Below are 21,238 nucleotides of genomic sequence, written 5' to 3' on the forward strand. Positions count from 1 at the left end.
GGTGGCCACATCTCGATAACGGACCGGACAGAAGGGGTTTTCCGTCCGGTCTACGCGCGTTACGCTGCCGCGGAACCAGCGCCTGGTATGGGCGCTTGCACGAAGGAGTCTCGTTCCATGCGCCGGGTGTCCCGAATCGCCGTCGCGGGTGCCGCTACCGCGGCCCTCGCTCTCACCGTGTCCGCTTGTGGCAGTTCGTCCACCGAGTCCGCCGGCAGCGGCAAGAGCAAGGGCATCGGTCTCGCCTACGACGTCGGCGGCAAGGGCGACCAGTCCTTCAACGACGCCGCCTACGCCGGTTTCCAGAAGGCCGAGAAGGACTTCGGTGTCGGCGGCCGCGACGTCGAGCCGCAGGACAACGAGTCCGACGCCGACAAGGTGCAGCGTCTGGAGACGCTCGCCCAGGCCGGTTACAACCCGGTGATCGGTGTCGGCTTCGCCTACGCGCCGGCCGTCAAGGAGGCCGCCGCCAAGTACCCGAAGATCACTTTCGGCATCATCGACGACAACACGATCCAGGCGAAGAACGTCGCCGACCTGGTCTTCCACGAGGAGGAGTCCTCCTACCTCGCCGGTGTCGCCGCCGCCAAGACCACCAAGAAGAACCACATCGGCTTCATCGGCGGCGTGGACGTCCCGCTCATCCACAAGTTCGAGGCGGGCTACATCCAGGGCGCCAAGTCGGTCAAGCCGAACATCAAGGTCGAGACGCAGTACCTGACCCAGACCGCCCAGGAGGGCGGCTTCTCCAGCCCCGACAAGGGCGAGAACGCCGCGAACGGCCAGATCGACGCCGGTGCCGACGTGATCTACCACGCCGCCGGTCTGTCCGGTCAGGGCGTCATCAAGGCCGCCGCCACGCACAAGGTGTGGGCCATCGGTGTCGACTCCGACCAGTACAACCAGAGCGCGCTGGCCTCGTACAAGCAGTACATCCTCACCTCGGCGCTGAAGAACGTCTCCGGTGCGGTGTACGACCTCGCCAAGTCGGTCATCAAGGACAAGAAGCCGCTGTCCGGCGAGGTCCGCGGCTCCCTGGCCAACGGCGGTGTCGGCCTCGCCGACTCCAACCCGGTGTTCAAGAACAACGCCGACCTGCAGGCCGCGCTGAAGAAGGCCGAGCAGGGCATCAAGGACGGCACGATCAAGGTCAAGACCTCCTGACCAGGTGGTCGTAAGCCGGTCGAAGACATGACCGGAAGGGCGCTGTAACAGCAGCGTCACGGTCACGGAACGGGGCGCGGGGAGGATGTCCGACCTGCGCCCCTGGCGCCGATCTCCCGCCTGCCGGGCGACGCCTGGCACGCACGCTCGCAGCGTTGCCGAAACGCCCGCGTGGCTCCTCCCCCCGACGTCGCTCGAGCGGGAGGACCCCCACCGAGGGCGCTCCGGCGCCTTGCGATCGCACGCACCGGACGCCGCCCGGCCCGCCTTTCCGGCGGACGGTGGGAGATCGGCACCAGGGCCGCCCCGTTCGCGCGGCAGAATGCTCGGAACGGATCGACCGCGATCAGGTCCGAGCAAATTCAAGGCAGGGGCGCTATGCGCGTAGAGCGGCCCCTTTTTCAAGGAGAGTGCGCCATCGACGCGTCCAGCAGCCCTCCGCTCACCGCACAGTCGACGACCGCGGTCGAGCTGGCGGGGATCACCAAGCGATTCCCGGGTGTCGTCGCCAACCACGACATCCACCTCACGGTCCGCAAGGGCACCGTGCACGCCCTCGTCGGCGAGAACGGCGCCGGCAAGTCGACGCTGATGAAGATCCTCTACGGCATGCAGAAGCCGGACGAGGGCACCATCACCGTCGACGGCGAGCAGGTGAGCTTCTCCAGCCCCGCCGACGCCATCGCACGCGGCATCGGCATGGTCCACCAGCACTTCATGCTCGCCGACAACCTCACGGTCCTGGAGAACGTGGTCCTGGGCAGCGAGAAGCTCTACGGCATCGGCGGCGGCGCCCGTAAGAAGATCAAGGAGATCTCCGACCGGTACGGGCTCAACGTCCGCCCCGACGCCCTGGTCGAGGACCTCGGCGTCGCCGACCGGCAGCGTGTGGAGATCCTCAAGGTCCTCTACCGCGGCGCCCGCACCCTGATCCTGGACGAGCCGACCGCCGTGCTGGTCCCGCAGGAGGTCGACGCGCTCTTCGACAACCTGCGCGAGCTGAAGTCCGAGGGCCTGTCCGTCATCTTCATCTCCCACAAGCTGGGCGAGGTCCTCTCGGTCGCCGACGACATCACCGTCATAAGGCGGGGTACGACGGTCGGCACCGCCGTACCCTCCGAGACCACCCCGCGCCAGCTCGCCGAGATGATGGTGGGCAGCGAGCTGCCGACCCCGGAGACCGCCGAGTCCACGGTGACGGACAAGCCCGTCATCGAGGTCAAGGGCCTCACGGTGTACGCGTCCGGCGGCGCCTCCCTCGGCGCGGAGGCCGAGCCCGCGGCCACCGGGCTCACCGAGTTCGCCGCCGGCGGGGACGTCAAGCGCGTCCTCGACGACGTCACCTTCACCATCCACGCGGGCGAGGTCATGGGCATCGCCGGAGTCGAGGGCAACGGCCAGACCGAGCTCATCGACGCGCTGATCGGCCTCAAGCACGCCGACTCCGGCACCATCGCCTTCCTCGGCGAGGACATCACCGGCTGGGCCACCCGCAAGCGCCGCGAGCGGGGCGTCGGCTACATCCCCGAGGACCGCCACCGCCACGGCCTCCTCCTGGAGGCCCCGCTGTGGGAGAACCGCATCCTCGGCCACGTCACCGAGCGCCCCAACGCCAAGGGCTTCTGGCTCGACCCCAAGGGCGCCCAGGAGGACACGCGGCGGATCGTCGAGGAGTACGACGTCCGCACGCCCGGCATCGACGTCACCGCGGCCTCCCTGTCCGGCGGCAACCAGCAGAAGCTGATCGTCGGCCGGGAGATGAGCCACAAGCCGAAGTTCCTGATCGCCGCCCACCCCACCCGTGGTGTGGACGTCGGCGCGCAGGCGCAGATCTGGGACCAGATCCGCGAGGCCCGCCGCGAGGGCCTGGCCGTGCTGCTGATCTCCGCCGACCTGGACGAGCTGATCGGCCTTTCGGACACCCTGCGGGTGATCTACAACGGCCGGCTGGTCGCCGACGCCGACCCGGCCACCGTCACGCCGGAGGAACTGGGCTCGGCCATGACGGGTGCCGCGTCCGGCCACCTGGAACACGTAGAGACCGACACAGACGAGGCAGACGCCGGTCCGGAGGACGAGGCCCGATGAAGAAGTTCGACAAGGAGCGGGTGCTCCTCGCGGTGGCCGGTCCGGTCATCGCGCTCGTCTCGGCGATCCTGCTCACCTCGATCGTGCTGGTCGCCTCCGGCAAGAACCCGTTCGAGCCGTATGTGCTGATGCTCCAGCAAATCGGGTACTCCGACGTCCAGGTGCTGATCATCAACCAGGCGTCGATGTACTACCTGGCGGCGCTCGCGGTGGCCGTCGGCTTCCGGATGAACCTGTTCAACATCGGCGTCGACGGCCAGTACCGCCTCGCCGCCATGATGACCGCGGTGGTCGGCGCGCACCTCGCGCTGCCGTCCTTCCTGCAGATCCCGGCGCTGATGCTGGTCGCCATGCTCACCGGCGCCTTCTGGGCCGGCATCGCGGGCGTGCTGAAGACCACCCGGGGCGTGAGCGAGGTCGTCGCGACGATCATGCTCAACGCGATCGCCACCAGCCTCATCGGCTACCTCACCCTCTCCAACGTGTGGGGCGTGCAGGTCGGCAACAACATGACGACCGGCATCATGAAGAAGTCCGGCTGGTTCCCCGGCATCAACCTGGGCGCCGACGTCGGTGAGATCTACGGCCTGGTCTTCCTCGCCGTCCTCGCGGGCGTCCTGTACTGGCTGGTCCTCAACCGCACCCGCTTCGGCTTCGACCTGCGTGCCACCGGCGCCTCGGAGACCGCCGCCGCGGCCTCCGGTGTCGACGCCAAGCGGATGGTCCTCACCGCGATGCTGATCTCCGGCGCGGTCGCGGGCCTGTCGGGCCTGCCGCTGCTTCTCGGCGACGCCCACACCTACAGCCTGAGCTTCCCGACCGGCCTCGGCTTCACCGGCATCACCATCGCCCTGCTCGGCCGCAACAACCCGGTCGGCATCGCCTTCGCCGCGCTGCTGATCGCCTTCCTCGACAAGGCGTCCCCGGCCCTCGACTACGCGACCCCGGTCGCGTACGAGAAGGAGATCGCCACGATCATGCAGGGCCTGATCGTCTTCGCGGTCGTCATCTCCTACGAGGCCGTGCGCCAGTGGGGCCTGCGCCGCCAGCAGAAGCGGGTCGGCGCGGAGCTGGCCGCGGAGGCCAACGGCAACAACAACTCGCACCAGAAGGAGGTGGCTGCCCGATGAGCACCGCGACCGTCGCCAAGCCCAAGGCGCAGCAGCCCGGCAAGGGCAGCCGCCGTATCTCGCTCCCCGCACTCCTGCTGATCATCGCGGGCGTCCTGGTCCTGACCTCGGCCGTCCGTCTGATCACCGGTGCGGACGGCATCACCTCCACCGGGCAGATGTCCACCGCGCTGCGCCTGGCCGTGCCGATCGGCCTCGCCGGCCTCGGCGGCCTGTGGGCGGAGCGCTCCGGCGTCGTCAACATCGGTCTCGAGGGCATGATGATCCTCGGCACCTGGTTCGGCGCCTGGGCCGGCTACCAGTGGGGCCCGTGGACCGGTGTCGTCTTCGGGATCATCGGGGGCGCCCTGGGCGCGGTCCTGCACGCCATCGCCACCATCACCTTCAACGTGAACCACATCGTCTCCGGTGTGGCGATCAACATCCTGGCCCTGGGCACCACCCGCTACCTGTCGAAGTTCACCTTCGAGAACGCCCCGCAGGGCTCCTCCAAGCAGTCCCCGCCGATCGACTCGCTCGGCACCTTCGACATCCCGGGCCTGTCGAGCTGGCTGGACACGCTCAACTCCAAGCACTGGTTCCTGGTCTCCGACGTCGCCGGCCTGATCGGCGGACTCGTCACCGACCTGTCGCCGCTCACCGTGATCGCGGTGGCCCTCGTCCCGGTCACCTGGTGGGTGCTGTGGCGCACGGCCTTCGGCCTGCGCCTGCGCTCCTGCGGCGAGAACCCGGTCGCGGCCGAGTCGCTCGGCGTCAACGTCTACAAGTACAAGTACATCGCCGTGATCATCTCCGGTGGCTTCGCGGGCCTCGGCGGCGCGTTCCTGTCGATCGTGGCCTCCAACGTCTACCTGGACGGCCAGACCGCGGGCCGCGGCTACATCGGTCTCGCCGCCATGATCTTCGGCAACTGGATGCCGGGCGGACTCGCCCTCGGCGCGGGCCTGTTCGGCTACACCGACAGCCTGAACCTGCGCGGCGGCACGACCAATGTGCACGCGCTCATCCTGCTGCTCGCCATCCTGGTGGTGTTCGGCGCCGCGTACCTCGTGTGGAAGAAGAAGTACGTCCCCGCGCTGATCACGGCCGTGGCCGCGGCCCTGATGTTCGTCTGGTACGCCACGACGAGCGAGGTCCCGGCGCAGCTCGTGACCGCCACCCCGTACCTCGTCACCCTGCTGGTGCTCTCGCTGTCCGCGCAGAGCCTGCGGATGCCGAAGGCCGACGGTATGCCGTACCGGAAGGGACAGGGCAAGTGACCGCATCCGCGACGTTCGACTGGGCGGGCCTCAGGGAGGAGGCGCGCGCGGCGATGTCCCGCGCCTACGCCCCCTACTCCGGCTACCGGGTCGGCGTGGCGGCCTGCGTCGACGACGGGCGCACCGTCACCGGCTGCAACGTCGAGAACGCCTCCTACGGCCTCAGCCTGTGCGCCGAGTGCGGGCTGGTGTCGCAGCTCCAGAACACCGGGGGCGGCCGGCTGACGCACTTCACCTGCGTGGACGGCGAGGGGAAGCTGCTCGTCCCGTGCGGTCGCTGCCGCCAGCTGCTGTACGAGTTCGGCGGCCCCGACCTGCTGGTGGACTCGCCGGCGGGGATCCTGCCGCTCGCTCAGATGCTGCCGCAGGCCTTCGGCCCGGACCATCTCACCAAGTAACTCCCGTGCGGCCCCGCCGAGTCGATCTGTACGGCTCGGCGGGGCCGTGCCCCTTCGGACCTGAAGGTCCTTCGAACCTCCGGAAGGAACCCATGGCCATGGACGCCATCTCCGTCATCCGCACCAAGCGGGACCGCGGTGAGCTGAGCGACGAGCAGATCGACTGGGTCATCGACGCCTACACCCGGGGCGAGGTCGCCGACGAGCAGATGTCCGCGCTCGCGATGGCCATCCTGCTCAACGGCATGAACCGCCGCGAGATCGCCCGCTGGACGGCGGCGATGATCGCGTCGGGCGAGCGCATGGACTTCTCGTCGCTGTCCCGCCCGACGGCCGACAAGCACTCCACGGGCGGCGTCGGCGACAAGATCACGCTTCCGCTGGCCCCGCTGGTCGCCGCGTGCGGCGCGGCGGTCCCGCAGCTCTCGGGCCGGGGCCTCGGCCACACGGGCGGCACACTGGACAAGCTGGAGTCGATCCCCGGCTGGCGCGCGCTGCTGTCGAACGAGGAGATGCTGTCCGTACTGGACGGTGTCGGCGCCGTGATCTGCGCGGCGGGCGACGGCCTGGCCCCCGCGGACAAGAAGCTGTACGCGCTGCGGGACGTGACGGGCACGGTGGAGGCCATCCCCCTGATCGCCTCCTCCATCATGTCGAAGAAGATCGCGGAGGGCACGGGCTCGCTGGTCCTGGACGTGAAGGTCGGCTCGGGCGCCTTCATGAAGACCCTCGACGACGCCCGTGAACTGGCGCGGACGATGGTCGGCCTCGGCACGGACCACGGCGTGAAGACCATCGCGCTGCTGACCGACATGTCGACCCCGCTGGGCCTGACCGCGGGCAACGCGCTGGAGGTCCGCGAGTCGATGGAGGTCCTGGCGGGCGGCGGCCCGGCCGACGTGGTGGAGCTGACCATCGCCCTGGCCCGCGAGATGCTGGACGCGGCCGGGGTGAAGGACGCGGACCCGGCGAAGGCCCTGGCCGACGGCTCCGCGATGGACGTCTGGCGCCGCATGATCGCGGCCCAGGGCGGCGACCCGGACGCGCCGCTGCCGACGTCCAAGGAGCAGCACGTGATCAAGGCCCCGTCGTCGGGTGTCCTGACCCGCCTCGACGCCTACGACATCGGCGTCGCCGCCTGGCGCCTCGGCGCGGGCCGCGCCCGCAAGGAGGACCCGGTGCAGGCGGCGGCGGGCGTGGAGATGCACGCCAAGCCGGGCGACACGGTGACGGAGGGCCAGCCGCTGCTGACCCTGCACACGGACACCCCCGAGCGGTTCGCGTACGCGCTTGAGGCGGTGGAGGGTTCTTACGACATCGCGGCGCCGGGCACGGAGTTCACGGCTACGCCGGTCGTGCTGGAACGTATCGCCTGACCTGGGGTTTCTTCTTTCGGGTGAACGGGATCGGTGGACCGCCGCCGGTCCCGTTCGGCATGCTGGGATCGGTGACGTACCGATAGGAGACCGCCAATGAGCGCACTCACCGTCGACCACTCGGCGGCCAGCGGCAACGAGTGGGACGACCTGGTCCGGATCTGGCAGGAGACGGACGCACCTGAGGGCTGCAAGGTGGAGATCATCGAGGGGATCGTCACCGTGGCACCACCGCCGTCCAACGCCCACAACGTAATCGCGGATCTCGTGCAGCGCAGCCTGTACCGGATCATCCCGGAACAGTGGGGCATCTACCAGACGTTGGGCACGGCCGTACCGTCTCGTGACGGGCTGTACATCCCCGACATCGCTGTGGCGCCCAGGGAAGTGCTGCGCTCTGAGGGTGGGTACTACATCCCCGCTGCAGCTGCGGAGCTTGTCGTCGAGATCACCTCCAAGTCCAATGCGTCGAACGACCGGATCAAGAAGGTCGCGGGCTATGCGTGCGCCGGTGTCCCGCTTTACTTGCTCATCGACGGCTGGGCTCCTGGAGGGCCCACGATCATGCTCTACGGCGAGCCCCACGGCGATGTCTATCGAGTGCTGCGCGCAGGCAAGTTCGGCGATGGGATCGACCTGCCGGAGCCGTTCGGCCTTACCTTGGACACCAGCGACTTCCCCACGCAGTAGAGGTCGCCCCCGCGCCGATGAGTTGCGCGGTCCAACTCGGTCCACCCTCCGTGGACGCCATGACACCCCCCGTACTCAAACTGACCGGTCCCGTCGCCCCCGACGAGGTTGCGCGGCTGGGCGACGACGTGCGGGCGCTCCTTGAGGCCACCGGGGCCGGGATCGTCGTATGCGACGTCGGCGCCCTCAGGCCCGTACGGCTCGCCACCCTCGACGTACTGGCCCGCCTCCAGCTCGCCGCCCGCCGGGCCGGAGGCCGTATCCGGCTGCGCGACCCGGCGCCCGCCCTGCGCGCGCTACTCGACCTCGTCGGCCTCCCGATCGAGCTCGAGGGGCAGCCCGAACAGCGGGAACCAGCGCCGGGTGTCGAGGAAGCAGTGGAACCCGGTGATCCGGCCGGCTGAGATCTCCAGGACCTGCACCGCCCAGGCGGTGAAGCCGCCCTTCTCGGGGTCCGGCTTGTACTGGGCGAAGCCCGGCAGGCCGTTCACCGCGACCGGTACCAGCCGGGAGCCCGCGCAGGCGGCGCCGAGCGTGGTCATGAAACCGGTGATGTCCGAGGTGCCGCGCAGCCACAGGTCGAACGGCGGCATCGTCATCACCGCGTCCTCGTGCAGCAGGGCCGTCAGCGCCGCCATGTCGTACCCCTCGAAGGCCGCCACATAGCGCTCGAGGAGCTTCTTCTGCTCCTCGTCGAGGGGATCGGAGACGGCCGCGTCGGACCCCTCGCCACTCTTCTCCGAGAGTGTCGCCCGCGCCCGCTGCAACGCGCTGTTGACCGAGGCGACCGAGGTGTCGAGCAGCTCCGCGACCTCGCTCGCCCTCCAGGCCAGCACCTCCCGCAGGATGAGCACCGCCCGCTGCTTGGGCGGTAGCTGCTGAAGGGCCGCCATGAAGGCCAGCCGGACGGACTCCTTGGCGACGGCCGCCTCCGCGGGGTCCCCGGTCGTGGGCAGCACCCGCGCGTCCGGCATCGGCTCCAGCCAGGTGTGGTCCGGGCGCGGGGAGAGGGCGGCCCGCTCCAGCGGCGAGGACTCGGTCAGGTCCATCGGGCGGGCCCGCTTGTTGCCCGCGTTCAGCATGTCCAGGCAGACGTTCGTCGCGATCCGGTACAGCCACGAGCGCAACGAGGAGCGGCCCTCGAACTTCTCGTAGCTCCGCCAGGCGCGGACCAACGTGTCCTGCACCGCGTCCTCGGCCTCGAAGGACGAGCCGAGCATGCGGTAGCAGTACCCCGTCAGCTCGACCCTGTGCTTCTCCAGCCGGACGTCGAGGTCCTCCACCGTCGCCGTGCCGTCGCTCATGGTCCACCCACCCCTGCGGCCGTTCCTGTGGCGCGCCGTCGCGCCCCAGCACTTCGGAAGCTACCGCAGCCCACTGACAACGGCCCCCGAAGCAGATGAACACCCAGGTCGCAGCGGCTTCCAGGACGGGCCCGGGAGGAGGGGTCAGTGCGCGGGAACCGGCTCCCGGCGCGCAGCGACCCGGGCCGCCCGCGACCCGAACAGGGTGATCACCACGACGCCCAGCACCGCCAGCGCGCCCATCCCCACGGTTCCGCCCCAGCCCGCCGAGTGGAAGGCCACCGCACCGAGCGTGCTGCCCGTGCTGGAGCCGAGGTAGTACGCCGACTGGTAGAGCGCGGACGCCTGCGCGCGGCCCTCCTTCGCCGTGTGGCTGACCGCCGACGACGCCACCGCGTGGCCCGCGAAGAACCCCGCCGTGATCAGGACCAGGCCCAGCAGGACCAGGGGCAGCGAGGGCGCCAGGGAGAGCAGCAGGCCCGCCGTGGTCGTGCCGCCCGCCAGGTACAGCGCCCCGCGGCGGCCCAGGCGGCCCACCAGCCGGCCCGCCGTCGACGCCGACACGGTGCCCACCAGGTACACCAGGAAGATCGAGCCGATGATGCCCTGCGGCAGCCCGAACGGCGCCTGCGTCAGGCGGTAGCCGATCACCGTGTACACACCGCCGAACACCATCATGAACAGCGCCCCGATCGCGTACAGGCGGCGCAGCAGCGGGTTGGCGAGGTGGTCGCGGACCGTGCGGGCCAGCACCCGCGGCCGCAGCGAGCCCGCCGTGAAGTGCTGGGGCGCGGGCAGCAGCAGACGGAACGCCACCGCGCAGGCGACCGCGATCACGCCGACCGTGCCGACGGCCACCCGCCAGCCCCACTCCTGCGCGACCCAGCCGGTGATGATCCGGCCGCTCATCCCGCCGACGCTGTTCCCGGCCACGAACAGGCCGATCGCCGTGACCAGGGCCTTCGGCCGGACCTCCTCGGCCAGATACGCCTGCGCCGACGCGGGCAGCCCGGCCAGCGCCGCGCCCTGCACCGCCCGCAGCACGACCAGCGCGCCCAGCGACGGCGCGAAGGGGACGAGCAGTCCGACGGTCACCGCCACGGCCAGCGACGCCGTCATCAGCGTGCGCCGTCCGAAGCGTTCGGAAAGGGCGCTCATGGGGAGGACGAACAGCGCCAGCGCGCCGGTCGCGCCGGACACCGTCCAGCTCGCCGCGCTCGCCGTCACCCCGAAGTCACGGGAGACGAGCGGCAGCAGGGCCTGCGTGGAGTAGAGGAGTGCGAAGGTGGCGACGCCGGCGAGGAAGAGCGCGAGGCTCATCCGGCGGTAGCCGGGCCCACCCGGGGTCATCCGCGAGTCGGGGGCAGGGACGGTGACGGCATCGGCGTCCACGGTGGTGGACGCCCCGGTATCGGCAGCAGGCATGCTTCGAACGTACGGACACGGCCGCTGATCCGTCCAATGCACAGAAACGCCATAATCGTTCCCATGGTGCATCAGCAGAGGTCAGCGGCTCGCCTGTCATCGTTCAGTGACACAAGTGACGCACAAGACATCGTCAGGTTGCTCGCGCCGCGCCTCGCGTACTTCGCGGGTGTCGCCCGCACCGAGCACGTCACGCGCGCGGCGCAGGAGATGCAGGTGCCGCAGTCCACCCTGTCCCGCGCCCTGGTCCGGCTCGAGGAGGACCTGGGAGTGGAGCTGTTCGCCCGGCGCGGCCGCACGGTCGCGCTCACCCCGGCCGGGCGCACGTTCCTCGCCTCCGTCGAGCGCGCCCTCGCCGAGATCGAACGGGCCGCCGAGGAGGTACGCGCGGACGCCGACCCGGCCGCCGGCAAGGTCGCCTTCGGATTTCTGCACACGATGGGCGCGGAGACCGTGCCCGGGCTGATCCACGCCTTCCGCGCCGACCATCCGCGCGTCCGCTTCAGCCTCGTCCAGAACTACGGCGAGGCGATGCTGGAGCGGCTGCGGGCGGGGGAGCTGGACCTGTGCCTGACCTCTCCGGTGCCCGACGCTCCCGATCTGGTCGCCCGGCGCCTCGACGAGCAGAAGCTGCGGCTCGTGGTGCCCGCCGACCACCGGCTGGCGAGCCGTCGGCGCGTGCGGCTCGCGGAGGCCGCGGACGAGACGTTCGTGACGCTGGAGCCCGGGTACGGGATGCGGCGCATCACCGACGACCTGTGCCGTGAGGCGGGGTTCACGCCGCGCATCGCCTTCGAGGGTGAGGAGGCCGAGACCCTGCGCGGCCTGGTCGCGGCGGGACTGGGGGTGGCGTTGCTGCCACCGCCCGCCGTGCCTCGGCCCGGGGTCGTGGAGCTCACGGTCACCGCGCCGCGGGCGGTGCGGGAGATCGGCGTGGCGTGGCTTGCGGGGCATGTGGACACGCCGCCGGTCGCGGCTTTCAAGAAGTTCCTGTTGTCGCGGAGGGGGCGGCTCCTGCCCGGTTGACCGCGCCCGACGGGACGCGGGGGCCGTGGACATCATGCGGCTGCGACCGGCCGCGGCCCACCCGCAGCTTCGATCGGCGAAGTTCTCCACGCGCCCCCGACCGGGGTTACCGCCGCAACGACCGCCCGAAGCCGGCGGCCAACGGCATCCTCAACCCCAGCGGCGGCGGAGCCGCCAGGGCGTCCTGCACCGGGCGGGAGAACGGCCGTCCGAACAGCGTGCCCATCACGAAGTCCTCGGCCAGCGCGTGGACTTCCGAGCGGTACTGGTGCAACCCGTGGCCGTCGGAGTGGACTTCGAAGCGGCAGATGTCGCGGTTCGCCTTCTTCGCCCGCGCCGCCAGGCGGAACGACAGCTCCGGGTCCGTGCGTGCGTCGTTCGTGCCGTGCACGATGAGCACCCGGCGTCCGGTGAGCTGTTTCACCGGTTCGGGTGGCGCCGCCACGTCCTCCTCGGGCAGCCAAGGTGACAGTGCCATGACGGAGTTGACGGCCGTGTGCCCGGCGGCGTGCAGCGCGGCCCTGCCGCCCATACCCATGCCGACCAGACAGACCGGCACGTCCCCGTAGCGGCGGACGATCTCCTCGGCGGCCCAGTCGGCGTCCTGAGCCAGATGTGCCTCGCTGCCGTTCCAGCCCCGGTAGCGGTAGTGCACCACATGCGTGACCAGGCCTTCGCCGTGCCCGGCCCGGGTCAGCCGGCGGCCGAGCGCGCGGACCGAGGCGGTGGCCATCAGGGCGGACGGTCTTCGGGGGGACCTCTCGTCACCGCCCGGGAGCAGCAGCACCGCGCCGCTCACCGCTGTCGGTTCCGGGCCGAGCGCCCTTCCCAGCCGGGCCCTGCGAACCGGCGTCGCTTGATGTGCCATGACAGAACATTGTCAGAAGCGACGGTGTACCAAACCTGGCCTGTGGGTCACCTTTGGGTATCGACCCCTCGTCGCATCCCGAGCTCTACGCGCGTAGGGCGTATGGTGCGGCAATGACGAGCCAGCACCAGAACACCCCGAGCTGGGACCAGATCCGCCGGGCCCCCAAGGTCCTGCTCCACGACCACCTCGACGGGGGACTGCGCCCCGGCACCATCGTCGAACTCGCCCGCGACACCGGGTACTCCCACCTCCCCGAGACCGACCCGGACAAGCTGGGCGTCTGGTTCCGCGAGGCCGCCGACTCCGGCTCCCTGGAGCGGTACCTGGAGACCTTCTCCCACACCGTCGGCGTGATGCAGACCCGCGAGGCGCTGGTGCGCGTGGCCGCCGAGTGCGCCGAGGACCTCGCCGAGGACGGGGTCGTCTACGCCGAGGTGCGGTACGCGCCCGAGCAGCACCTGGAGGGCGGGCTCACCCTGGAGGAGGTCGTCGAGGCGGTCAACGAGGGCTTCCGGCTGGGCGAGCGGCGGGCGAAGGCGGGCGGCCACCGCATCCGGGTCGGCGCCCTGCTCACCGCCATGCGGCACGCCGCCCGCGCCCTCGAGATCGCCGAACTCGCCAACCGGTACCGGGACCTGGGTGTCGTCGGCTTCGACATCGCCGGCGCCGAGGCCGGTTACCCGCCCACCCGGCACCTCGACGCCTTCGAGTACCTCAAGCGGGAGAACAACCACTTCACCATCCACGCCGGGGAGGCCTTCGGGCTGCCGTCCATCTGGCAGGCCCTGCAGTGGTGCGGCGCCGACCGGCTCGGGCACGGCGTGCGCATCATCGACGACATCCAGGTCCTCCAGGACGGCACGGTCAAGCTCGGGCGCCTCGCCTCCTACGTGCGCGACAAGCGCATCCCGCTGGAGCTGTGCCCGAGCTCCAACCTCCAGACCGGCGCCGCCGACTCGTACGCCGACCACCCCATCGGGTTGCTGCGGCGACTGCACTTCCGTGCCACGGTGAACACGGACAACCGCCTGATGTCGGGGACGAGCATGAGCCGGGAATTCGACCACCTGGTCGACGCATTCGGTTACACGCTCGACGATCTTCAGTGGTTCTCCGTCAATGCTATGAAGTCAGCATTCATTCCTTTCGATGAACGACTGGCGATGATCAATGACGTCATCAAGCCGGGATACGCCGAGTTGAAGTCCGAATGGCTGTTCCAGCAGACGGCTTCCACCAGGGATTCCGGGGCGTCCGAGGGCTGACGGAAGGCCTTTTCGATACGGCCGGGCGAGCGTCGTCCGGCCGTATTCGTATGTTTGCGGAGCCCGTCGGCACGTGTTTACGGTTTTGGACCGCTCAGATCCCCGTCAACGGACCCAAGGACGCGTTCAAGATGAAGCAGTCTGCTGCCAGGACCCTCGGTGTCGCCGCCCTCGGCGCCGCCTTCGCCGCCGCGGGCGCGGGTGTCGCGAGCGCGGCCCCCGCCGTGCCGGACGCCGCCGCACTGGACTCCGTCACCCATACCCTGCCGGTGGGCGACGTCGCCAAGACGCTGCCCGGCGCGGACCAGGCGCTCGGCCAGGGGCAGAACGCGCTCGGCACCGTGGTGTCCGCCGCCCAGCCCGCCGCCGAGAGGGCCCTCCGCAACGGCCCCGTCGCGCCGGCCGCCGGGCTGCTGGGCGGGCTGCCGGTGCAGGGGCTGCCCACCCACGGCCTGCCGGTGAACGGCATCCCGGTGGGCTGAGCGAACCCGCTCCCCGGAGCCGCTCCTACGACCCGCTCGCACGACCACGATGGGCGCCCCGCCTCGGGGCGCCCATCGGCGTATCCGCGACCGCCGGGTCACCAGGCCGTGCCGGCCGTCGCCTTGTCCTCGGAGGGGAACAGGATCCACAGGGCTATGTAGAGCAGGAACTGCGGACCCGGCAGCAGGCAGGACAGCAGGAAGATCACGCGCATCGTGGTCGCGGAGGTGCCGAAGCGCCGTGCCAGCGCTGCGCACACTCCGCCGATCATCCGTCCGTGGGTGGGGCGGGCCAGGGCGGTCATGGGTGGCTCCTTCGCGAACCGTGGTGGAACCCCGCTCCGGCGGCTGCCGGAGGGCCGGGGGCCGGCGCCAACTCCTCGGCGCTTTCGACGTGTTCCACGCTACGGGGATGAAGGGGACGAAGCGTCACTCTACGGAGCTATTCCGACCCTGGGAATCGTCGGGGTCCGACCCTGAGCGGGCTCCTCCCACGGGTGGGCGTCCTGGCTGCGGGACTCCACCCGGCGGCGCAGCCGGAAGCGTGCCGCGGGCACGATCAGGAGGTGCGCCAGCGTTACCCCGGCCGTGTTGAGCAGGATGGCGTCGATGTCCACGACCTGTCCGGGCACCCCGGTCTGCAGCAACTCGATGCCCAGGGAGATGAGGGTGCCCGCGGCGACCGTACGGGCCAGGGAGGCGAGCGGGGAGACGGCGAGCCGTCCGCCCGCCATGGGCAGCAGCACCCCGAGCGGTGCGAGCAGCGCGAGCCCCTTGCCGATGCGGCGGGCGGCCTCCGGCCAGCCCAGCGCGAGATCCGCTCTGATGCCGGCGAGCGGATGAAGGTTGGCGGGCCTCACCCAGGGGACGTCCAGCGGGCGCAGCGTGATCCAGGCGACGAGCGCGAGGTGTGCGACGAGGAGGACACCCCCTGCCACACGGACGCGGATCGCGGCGCTGCCGCCGATTGAGCCTTGACGCTGCACGCCCCCCTAGACGCCGGTTCCGGCACGATCGGTTCCCCTTCCGGCGGGCACGCTCGCCTCCGGCGCGCCCGGACGGCTCACCCGCCGGTCACCTCGGTCGAGGGCGGCGCCACCGTGCCGGGGTGCGAGCGCACCCGAGCGGTGCACCGGTAGCGGCGCAGCGGCCGGTCGTCCGGGCCGCCGAGGAGGACCGTACCGTCGTCGGCGGCGGTGGCCTCCGAATCGGCGAACGTGCAGACGATCTGCGCGAGGGCGGAGGAACCGAGATCCTGCAGCCGGCTGCTCAGCCGGAACGTGTCCTCCGGGTCCTTGCCGCGGGGGCCGCTCACCGTGATGCCGCCGGCCACGTCCGTCGTGTAGCCGGCCTGCTTCTCGGCGGGCGACGGCGTCGTGGTGAGCTGGTCGAGCAGCCCCTGGGCCACCAGCACCCGGCGCTGCCGCTCGGCCGTGCCGTCCGGGATGTGCACGGAACGGTCCACCGTCACGAGCTGTGCCGCGCACAACAGGAAGACCTGGACCGGAATGCCCCGGTCCGCCTGGTCGGCCAGGCCCGCTCCCGACAGCGCGCACGGCACCCGGGAGGGCGCCGGCCCGAAGTCCGTCGGCACCTGGGTGGCCCGGATCCCGCACCCGGCCAGCAACACGGCCAGCAACGGCACCGCAACCCAGGAACGCACACGACGCACAGCCCCCCGACGCACACCGCCCCCGGCCACCGGTTTTCCATCCCGTACGGCCGCGGCGTCCGCGCCGCCCCCGGCCACCCGGCCTGCATCCCGTACGGCCGCCGGGTCCGGGTCGCCCCCGGTCACCGGGGCCGGGTCCCGAGGCGCCGCCGCGCGGCGGTCCTGCGAACCCTCGGCACGTCCGGGCTCCCGCCCCGGCAGGCGCACGTCCCACGCAACCCCCGTGCGCCCGGCCCCCGGCGCCGCCGGCCGTCCCCGGAGTGCGGTGACTCGGCGTCCGCCCGGCAGTGCCGTCACGCGCCCGGCCCGCATCGCCGTCAGGCGTCCGTCCCGCGCCCTCATCGCGGCTTCTCCTCCGTGCCGTTCCCGTTCCGCGTCTCCTGCTCGATCAGCGGCGACGCGTCGCGCGGCAGGCGCAGCGTGAACACCGCCCCGCCTTCCGGGGAGTTGGCGGCGGTGATGCTGCCACCGTGGATGTGCGCGTTCTCCTGTGCGATGGACAGGCCCAGGCCGCTGCCCTCGGAGCGGGGGCGTGAGGCGCTCGCCTTGTAGAAGCGGTCGAAGACGTGCGGCAGCACGTCCTCGGGGATGCCGGGGCCGTGGTCCCGCACCCGGATGACCAGCTCCTCGCCCTCCTCGCGCACCGAGACCCGTACCGGCGAACCGCCGTGCTTGAGCGCGTTGCCGATCAGGTTCGCCAGGATCACGTCGAGGCGGCGCGGGTCCAGGCGGGCCATGATGCCGCGCTCGGCGTCGAGCTCGACGGCGTCCAGCCAGGCGCGGGCGTCGATGCACGCGGTGATCTGGTCGGCGATGTCCACGTCGTCCAGGACCAGCCGGGCCGTGCCCGCGTCGAAGCGGGTGACCTCCATCAGGTTCTCGACGAGGTCGTTCAGCCGCCGGGTCTCGCTGACCACCAGCCGGACGGCCGGCTCGATCATCGGGTCCACGCTGCCGGTCTCGGCGTCCAGCTCCTCCTCCAGGACCTCCGTGACCGCCGTGATCGCCGTCAGCGGCGTCCGCAGCTCGTGGGACATGTCGGCGACGAAGCGCCGGGAGGCCTCCTCGCGGGCGCTCATGTCCGCGACCGTCTTCTCCAGGGACTCCGCGGCCCGGTTGAACGTCCGTGACAGCTCGGCCAGTTCGTCCGTGCCGGACACCCGCAGCCGGGTGTCCAGCTTGCCCTCGCCCAGCCGCCGGGCCGCGATGCCGAGGCGGTGCACCGGCTTCAGCACCGTCGTGGCGGCGGCCTGCGCGAGCAGCGCCGAGCCGATCAGCGCGAGACCGGTGGCGATGCCGAGCGACCAGGCGAGCGAGTCGAGGTCCTTGGCCTCCGGCTCCAGGGACTTGAGCATGTAGCCGGTCGTGCCCCCGCCGATCACCTTGGCGCCGCCCACCAGGTACGGCTTGCCGTCCTGCACGATCCGCTGCCAGTACAGGTGGTTGGCGTACTTGTTGGTGGAGGACACCTTCTGCTGTTTGTCGACCGCCTTCCGCAGCGACGCCGGCACGTCCTGAAGCGTGAAGGAGTCCAGGTCGGAGTTGCCGACGACCGTCTTCCCCCGCTCGTCCCGCGCCACCAGCAGCACGCTGAAGCGCTGGCTGCTGTTGGCCATCTCGCCGGCGGTGCGCTGAAGATCGTCCTGTGTCGGGTGCAGCGGCAGCGAACTCGCGTGGTTCTGCATCTCCTGCTGGAAGTCGCGCAGCACCGCGTCCTGGGCGCGGGTGAGCACGGCCTCACGGTTGAGCCAGTACGCGATGCCGGACGCCGACACGGCGGCGGTCAGCGCGACGAGCCCGAACACCACGACCAGGCGCAGCCGCAGACTCGTGAAGCGCAGACGGGACTGTACGGTCCTGCGAGCCGCGGACCAGCCGCGGATCCCCCCTGGTGAACCGGTCACTGAGGGGCGTCCAGCCGGTATCCGACCCCACGGACCGTACGGATGAGCGTGGGCGACGACGGTACGTCCTCCACCTTGGCGCGCAGCCGCTGCACGCACGCGTCGACCAGCCGCGAGTCGCCCAGGTAGTCGTGCTCCCACACGAGCCGCAGCAACTGCTGCCGGGACAACGCCTGTCCGGGCCGCCGGCTCAGCTCCAGGAGCAGCCGCAACTCGGTCGGGGTGAGCTGCAGGTCCTGGCCGTTCTTCGTGACGGTCATCGCGGCCCGGTCGATGACGAGGTTGCCGAAGGCCGCCGAGTCGCTGGCCTCGCGCTCCCCGCGGCGCAGCACGGCCCGGATCCGGGCGTCCAGCACCCGTCCCTGCACGGGCTTGACGACGTAGTCGTCGGCGCCGGACTCCAGACCGACCACGACGTCGATGTCGTCGCTGCGCGCGGTCAGCAGGATGATCGGGAGCTGGTCGGTGCGCCGGATGCGCCGGCACACCTCGAACCCGTCGATGCCGGGCAGCATCACGTCCAGCACGATCAGATCCGGCCGCTGTTCGCGCAGCAGCTTCAGACCGTCCTCGCCGGTGGCAGCAGTGGCCACACGGTGTCCCTGGCGCGTCAGAGAGAGCTCCAGGGCCGTTCGGATGGCGTCGTCGTCCTCGATCAGCAACAGGGAAGGCACGGGGGTCATTCTGGCCCATGCCGTGGCCGCGTTTCGACTGTCGGTCGGCTTCCGGCCCCTCCGCCCGGCAGGGCGGCACCGCCCGTCACGGCGGCGTAGCCGTACCGCTCTGCTCTGTGAGCGGGCTGTGGAACGGCTGCGGACGACCCCTGTGACAGGTCTGTGACAGTCGGCGGACACGGCCATGAAGTGGCCCGGGCAAGCTTTTCGGCACAGGCAAGGAAGCGAGCCGACGACCGGGACTCCACGACGGGGGGCGCGAGATGAACACGCTGCACGGCACAGCCACGAGCGCAGTGGTCACGCGTCTGCACGACGTCACCCGGAACACCGAGAAGTCCGGTGCCGACGGGGGTCCCTCCCGCACGAGCGGGTTCGAGCGTGGGGGAGGCCGGGGGTGCGCCCGCGGCACCGGGCGTCAGCACACCGCGTTCATGACGGTGGTCGACGCTCGCACGGAGGCTCACGGGGGAGCCGCGTACGGGGAGGGCCCGGGGGAGCGTCGTTCGGTGACGGAGGCGGAGTTCACCGCCTACGTCGAGGAGCGCCGCGCCTCCCTGTACGCCACCGCCTACCACCTGACCGGTGACCGTTTCGAGGCCGAGGACCTGCTGCAGAGCGCGCTGTTCTCGACCTACCGGGCGTGGGACCGGATCAGCGACAAGGCCGCCGTGGGGGGCTACCTGCGGCGCACGATGACCAACCTGCACATCAGCGCGTGGCGCCGCCGCAAGCTGAACGAGTACCCGACCGAGGAGCTGCCGGAGACGCCCGGCGACACGGACGCGATGCGCGGTACGGAGCTGCGCGCGGTCCTGTGGCAGGCGCTCGCCCGGCTGCCGGAACTCCAGCGCACCATGCTGGTCCTGCGCTACTACGAGGGCCGCACGGACCCGGAGATCGCGGAGATCCTCGACATCAGTGTGGGCACGGTGAAGTCGAGCATCTGGCGGTCGCTCCGCCGGCTGCGCGAGGACCAGGTCCTCAGCTTCGGCCGTGACCAGGAGGAGTCCTTCGGCGAGCTCGTCGCCTGAAGGACGGGGGGACACGGGGGAAGACGGGGGAGCGGTACAGGGGAGGGAAGAACGGGGGACACGGGGGATCACGGGGGAACACGAGAGCGGGACTGGGGGGCCGGGGGGTCCATCCAGTCCCGCTTTCCCGTTCTGCCCTACGCCGCCGTGCTCAGCGAGGTGCACCGGCCCGCGGCGGCCGCCGCCAGCCGGCTCAGCGCCTCGTCCCGGTCGCAGGCGTACGCGCCGAGCGCCGTCTGCCGGGCCACGATCGACCGCTCGGCACGCATCAGCCGCCAGCCGCGGCGCAGCAGGAACGGCACCGACTTGCGGCCCTCCTTCAGATCTCGCAGGAAGCGGCGGCGGAACGTGGTGACGGGCCCGCGGGTCAGGCACAGCGCGTCCGCCAGCACCCCCAGCTCACGGCAGCGCTCTATGATCTCGGCGGCGAAGATGCCCTCCGCGATGAACACCGGCCCGCCGCCGATGTCCAGCGTCTCCCCGCCCGTACGCGCGCTCAGGGCGATGTCGTACACCGGCACCGTCGTACGGCCGGTGGCGGACAGCTCGGCGATGGCCGCGACCGCGACGTCCGCGTCCCAGGACCGCGGATGGTCCCAGTCGATGTCCGAACTGCCCTCCACCAGGGGCAGCGTGGGGTCGTCACCCTCCTTGTAGAAGTCGTCGAGCCGCAGCACGGGCAGGCCGGAGCGGGCGGCGACGAGGGACTTGCCGGAGCCGGAGGGGCCGCACAGCAGCACGACGCGGGCAGGGGCCGGGGGATGAGGACTCACGAGACACCAGTCTGACGCATTCCGTACACCGTGCCGACCCCGCGGGTCGAGGTTTGGAGCACACATCACGCCTCAACTACGCTGCGTGGCGACATCCTCACGTTTCGCAGCAAGAAGGTGGCAGCAGCCATGGCACGACACGCCTCCCCCAAGTCCCCCACCGCCCGGCGCGCGATCGTGGCCCTCGCGACCGCGGGCGTCGCCCTGGGGGCGGGCGCCGCCTCGGCGTCGGCGGCGGACAACGCCCCGGCCGTCGACGTGATGCGGACCCGGCCCACGTCGCTCGGCACCGTCGACCCGCAGGCGGGAGCGTCGGCGCTGACGGGGACCGTGGGGTATGTCACCGGGCCCGTGCGGTACGCGACCGGGCCGCTCGCGGGCCTGAAGCCCAACCCGCTCGCGGGCACGGGCGTCGACCCGCTCGACAACGGCGTCGCCACCCGAGTCGCCGACTTCCAGCCGCTGTCGTCCCAGGCCCTGACCCGGCCGGTGGCCGAGGCGGAGTCGGTCGGCGGTGTGCCGGTGGTCGGACAGGTGGTCCGAGCGCTGCGCTGACCACTCCCTGACCGGCTACCGCCGACGCGCCGGGCCGGCACCGGTCGGCGGGGTAGGCAGAGCCACGCAGAGCCGCGCTCCCCCTGGACGGGGAAAGCGCGGCTCTGCGGCTGTGGGGGCCTGGACCTCCGCGCCGCCGGTCCAGAAC

Annotated in this window: 22 protein-coding genes; 13 read left to right on the forward strand and 9 right to left on the reverse strand. The window is 71.2% G+C overall.

The annotated features are described in order from the left end of the window. Positions 1-117 precede the first annotated feature (117 nt). The 8 genes from ACZ4SW_RS02010 to ACZ4SW_RS02045 all read left to right on the forward strand — a co-directional run bounded on the left by ACZ4SW_RS02010 (position 118) and on the right by ACZ4SW_RS02045 (position 8,509). The gene (locus ACZ4SW_RS02010; protein WP_468236589.1) at positions 118-1,164 is read left to right on the forward strand and encodes a BMP family lipoprotein; all 1,047 of its coding nucleotides are present in this window, start codon (positions 118-120) and stop codon (positions 1,162-1,164) included. Positions 1,165-1,542: 378 nt separating this feature from the next. Further along, the gene (locus ACZ4SW_RS02015; protein WP_468236590.1) at positions 1,543-3,252 is read left to right on the forward strand and encodes an ABC transporter ATP-binding protein; all 1,710 of its coding nucleotides are present in this window, start codon (positions 1,543-1,545) and stop codon (positions 3,250-3,252) included. Then, the gene (locus ACZ4SW_RS02020; RefSeq protein ID WP_468236592.1) at positions 3,249-4,382 is read left to right on the forward strand and encodes an ABC transporter permease; all 1,134 of its coding nucleotides are present in this window, start codon (positions 3,249-3,251) and stop codon (positions 4,380-4,382) included. The genes ACZ4SW_RS02015 and ACZ4SW_RS02020 overlap by 4 nt, the downstream gene beginning before the upstream one ends. After that, the gene (locus tag ACZ4SW_RS02025) at positions 4,379-5,641 is read left to right on the forward strand and encodes an ABC transporter permease (protein WP_468236594.1); all 1,263 of its coding nucleotides are present in this window, start codon (positions 4,379-4,381) and stop codon (positions 5,639-5,641) included. Before ACZ4SW_RS02020 ends, ACZ4SW_RS02025 begins: the two co-directional genes overlap by 4 nt. Further along, complete coding sequence (locus ACZ4SW_RS02030; RefSeq protein ID WP_468236596.1) at positions 5,638-6,039, forward strand: cytidine deaminase; 402 nt, start codon at positions 5,638-5,640, stop codon at positions 6,037-6,039. Before ACZ4SW_RS02025 ends, ACZ4SW_RS02030 begins: the two co-directional genes overlap by 4 nt. 98 nt (positions 6,040-6,137) lie before the next feature. Beyond that, positions 6,138-7,415: a thymidine phosphorylase gene (locus ACZ4SW_RS02035; RefSeq protein ID WP_468236599.1), complete on the forward strand. Its 1,278-nt coding sequence runs from the start codon at positions 6,138-6,140 to the stop codon at positions 7,413-7,415. Positions 7,416-7,511: 96 nt separating this feature from the next. Continuing rightward, complete coding sequence (locus ACZ4SW_RS02040) at positions 7,512-8,105, forward strand: Uma2 family endonuclease (protein ID WP_468236602.1); 594 nt, start codon at positions 7,512-7,514, stop codon at positions 8,103-8,105. 59 nt (positions 8,106-8,164) lie between these two features. After that, positions 8,165-8,509, forward strand: a complete 345-nt coding sequence (locus ACZ4SW_RS02045) for an STAS domain-containing protein (RefSeq protein WP_468236605.1) — start codon at positions 8,165-8,167, stop codon at positions 8,507-8,509. On the opposite strand, the gene ACZ4SW_RS02050 is transcribed toward ACZ4SW_RS02045, so the two are convergent. Both ACZ4SW_RS02050 and ACZ4SW_RS02055 read right to left on the reverse strand, forming a co-directional pair. Then, complete coding sequence (locus ACZ4SW_RS02050) at positions 8,402-9,409, reverse strand: sigma-70 family RNA polymerase sigma factor (protein ID WP_468236608.1); 1,008 nt, start codon at positions 9,407-9,409, stop codon at positions 8,402-8,404. The two genes, ACZ4SW_RS02045 and ACZ4SW_RS02050, sit on opposite strands and share 108 nt — an antisense overlap. A gap of 144 nt (positions 9,410-9,553) precedes the next feature. After that, a complete protein-coding gene (locus ACZ4SW_RS02055; RefSeq protein WP_468236610.1) occupies positions 9,554-10,834 on the reverse strand; it encodes an MFS transporter in 1,281 nt (426 codons plus the stop codon). Between the two features lie 63 nt (positions 10,835-10,897). On the opposite strand from ACZ4SW_RS02055, the gene ACZ4SW_RS02060 reads away from it, so the two are divergent. Further along, positions 10,898-11,860 (forward strand): LysR family transcriptional regulator, encoded by a 963-nt coding sequence (locus tag ACZ4SW_RS02060; RefSeq protein WP_468236612.1) that lies wholly within the window; start codon positions 10,898-10,900, stop codon positions 11,858-11,860. A 106-nt stretch (positions 11,861-11,966) separates the two neighbouring features. On the opposite strand, the gene ACZ4SW_RS02065 is transcribed toward ACZ4SW_RS02060, so the two are convergent. Continuing rightward, the gene (locus ACZ4SW_RS02065) at positions 11,967-12,728 is read right to left on the reverse strand and encodes an alpha/beta hydrolase (protein WP_468236615.1); all 762 of its coding nucleotides are present in this window, start codon (positions 12,726-12,728) and stop codon (positions 11,967-11,969) included. A gap of 113 nt (positions 12,729-12,841) precedes the next feature. Between ACZ4SW_RS02065 and ACZ4SW_RS02070 the strand changes: the two genes are divergently transcribed. Together ACZ4SW_RS02070 and ACZ4SW_RS02075 are read left to right on the forward strand one after the other, a co-directional pair. After that, the gene (locus tag ACZ4SW_RS02070) at positions 12,842-13,996 is read left to right on the forward strand and encodes an adenosine deaminase (RefSeq protein WP_468236618.1); all 1,155 of its coding nucleotides are present in this window, start codon (positions 12,842-12,844) and stop codon (positions 13,994-13,996) included. A 131-nt stretch (positions 13,997-14,127) separates the two neighbouring features. After that, the gene (locus ACZ4SW_RS02075) at positions 14,128-14,478 is read left to right on the forward strand and encodes an ATP-binding protein (RefSeq protein WP_468236620.1); all 351 of its coding nucleotides are present in this window, start codon (positions 14,128-14,130) and stop codon (positions 14,476-14,478) included. 98 nt (positions 14,479-14,576) lie between these two features. Here the strand turns inward: ACZ4SW_RS02075 and ACZ4SW_RS02080 are convergent, their stop codons facing one another. The 5 genes from ACZ4SW_RS02080 to afsQ1 form a co-directional block, all read right to left on the reverse strand. After that, a complete protein-coding gene (locus tag ACZ4SW_RS02080; RefSeq protein WP_468236623.1) occupies positions 14,577-14,783 on the reverse strand; it encodes a PspC domain-containing protein in 207 nt (68 codons plus the stop codon). A gap of 129 nt (positions 14,784-14,912) precedes the next feature. Beyond that, positions 14,913-15,464: a VanZ family protein gene (locus tag ACZ4SW_RS02085; RefSeq protein WP_468236625.1), complete on the reverse strand. Its 552-nt coding sequence runs from the start codon at positions 15,462-15,464 to the stop codon at positions 14,913-14,915. 77 nt (positions 15,465-15,541) lie between these two features. Next, positions 15,542-16,141, reverse strand: coding sequence for a hypothetical protein (locus ACZ4SW_RS02090; protein ID WP_468236628.1), 600 nt, complete (start codon positions 16,139-16,141; stop codon positions 15,542-15,544). A gap of 347 nt (positions 16,142-16,488) precedes the next feature. Further along, positions 16,489-18,054, reverse strand: a complete 1,566-nt coding sequence (locus ACZ4SW_RS02095; RefSeq protein WP_468236631.1) for an ATP-binding protein — start codon at positions 18,052-18,054, stop codon at positions 16,489-16,491. After that, entirely contained in the window at positions 18,051-18,728 is a 678-nt protein-coding gene (afsQ1, locus tag ACZ4SW_RS02100) for a two-component system response regulator AfsQ1 (protein ID WP_103837555.1), read from the reverse strand. The genes ACZ4SW_RS02095 and afsQ1 overlap by 4 nt, the downstream gene beginning before the upstream one ends. A 263-nt stretch (positions 18,729-18,991) precedes the next feature. On the opposite strand from afsQ1, the gene ACZ4SW_RS02105 reads away from it, so the two are divergent. Next, on the forward strand, positions 18,992-19,762 hold the full coding sequence (locus tag ACZ4SW_RS02105) for a SigE family RNA polymerase sigma factor (RefSeq protein ID WP_468236633.1): 771 nt from the start codon (positions 18,992-18,994) through the stop codon (positions 19,760-19,762). Between the two features lie 137 nt (positions 19,763-19,899). Here the strand turns inward: ACZ4SW_RS02105 and ACZ4SW_RS02110 are convergent, their stop codons facing one another. Continuing rightward, positions 19,900-20,601, reverse strand: coding sequence for a uridine kinase family protein (locus tag ACZ4SW_RS02110; RefSeq protein WP_468236705.1), 702 nt, complete (start codon positions 20,599-20,601; stop codon positions 19,900-19,902). 63 nt (positions 20,602-20,664) lie between these two features. Between ACZ4SW_RS02110 and ACZ4SW_RS02115 the strand changes: the two genes are divergently transcribed. Next, on the forward strand, positions 20,665-21,090 hold the full coding sequence (locus ACZ4SW_RS02115; protein ID WP_468236636.1) for a hypothetical protein: 426 nt from the start codon (positions 20,665-20,667) through the stop codon (positions 21,088-21,090). Positions 21,091-21,238 lie beyond the last annotated feature (148 nt).

This window comes from Streptomyces sp. NPDC028331 (genome assembly GCF_055565775.1).

Coding starts and splice junctions, on each gene's coding strand:
- ACZ4SW_RS02055 (WP_468236610.1), bottom strand. CDS start 10,834: ATGCCTGCTGCCGATACCGGGGCGTCCACCACCGTGGACGCCGATGCC.
- ACZ4SW_RS02105 (WP_468236633.1), top strand. CDS start 18,992: ATGAACACGCTGCACGGCACAGCCACGAGCGCAGTGGTCACGCGTCTG.
- ACZ4SW_RS02070 (WP_468236618.1), top strand. CDS start 12,842: ATGACGAGCCAGCACCAGAACACCCCGAGCTGGGACCAGATCCGCCGG.
- ACZ4SW_RS02020 (WP_468236592.1), top strand. CDS start 3,249: ATGAAGAAGTTCGACAAGGAGCGGGTGCTCCTCGCGGTGGCCGGTCCG.
- ACZ4SW_RS02040 (WP_468236602.1), top strand. CDS start 7,512: ATGAGCGCACTCACCGTCGACCACTCGGCGGCCAGCGGCAACGAGTGG.
- ACZ4SW_RS02080 (WP_468236623.1), bottom strand. CDS start 14,783: ATGACCGCCCTGGCCCGCCCCACCCACGGACGGATGATCGGCGGAGTG.
- ACZ4SW_RS02035 (WP_468236599.1), top strand. CDS start 6,138: ATGGACGCCATCTCCGTCATCCGCACCAAGCGGGACCGCGGTGAGCTG.
- ACZ4SW_RS02060 (WP_468236612.1), top strand. CDS start 10,898: ATGGTGCATCAGCAGAGGTCAGCGGCTCGCCTGTCATCGTTCAGTGAC.
- ACZ4SW_RS02115 (WP_468236636.1), top strand. CDS start 20,665: ATGGCACGACACGCCTCCCCCAAGTCCCCCACCGCCCGGCGCGCGATC.
- ACZ4SW_RS02065 (WP_468236615.1), bottom strand. CDS start 12,728: ATGGCACATCAAGCGACGCCGGTTCGCAGGGCCCGGCTGGGAAGGGCG.
- ACZ4SW_RS02025 (WP_468236594.1), top strand. CDS start 4,379: ATGAGCACCGCGACCGTCGCCAAGCCCAAGGCGCAGCAGCCCGGCAAG.
- ACZ4SW_RS02045 (WP_468236605.1), top strand. CDS start 8,165: ATGACACCCCCCGTACTCAAACTGACCGGTCCCGTCGCCCCCGACGAG.
- ACZ4SW_RS02110 (WP_468236705.1), bottom strand. CDS start 20,601: ATGTGTGCTCCAAACCTCGACCCGCGGGGTCGGCACGGTGTACGGAAT.
- ACZ4SW_RS02075 (WP_468236620.1), top strand. CDS start 14,128: ATGAAGCAGTCTGCTGCCAGGACCCTCGGTGTCGCCGCCCTCGGCGCC.
- ACZ4SW_RS02050 (WP_468236608.1), bottom strand. CDS start 9,409: ATGAGCGACGGCACGGCGACGGTGGAGGACCTCGACGTCCGGCTGGAG.
- ACZ4SW_RS02015 (WP_468236590.1), top strand. CDS start 1,543: ATGCGCGTAGAGCGGCCCCTTTTTCAAGGAGAGTGCGCCATCGACGCG.
- ACZ4SW_RS02010 (WP_468236589.1), top strand. CDS start 118: ATGCGCCGGGTGTCCCGAATCGCCGTCGCGGGTGCCGCTACCGCGGCC.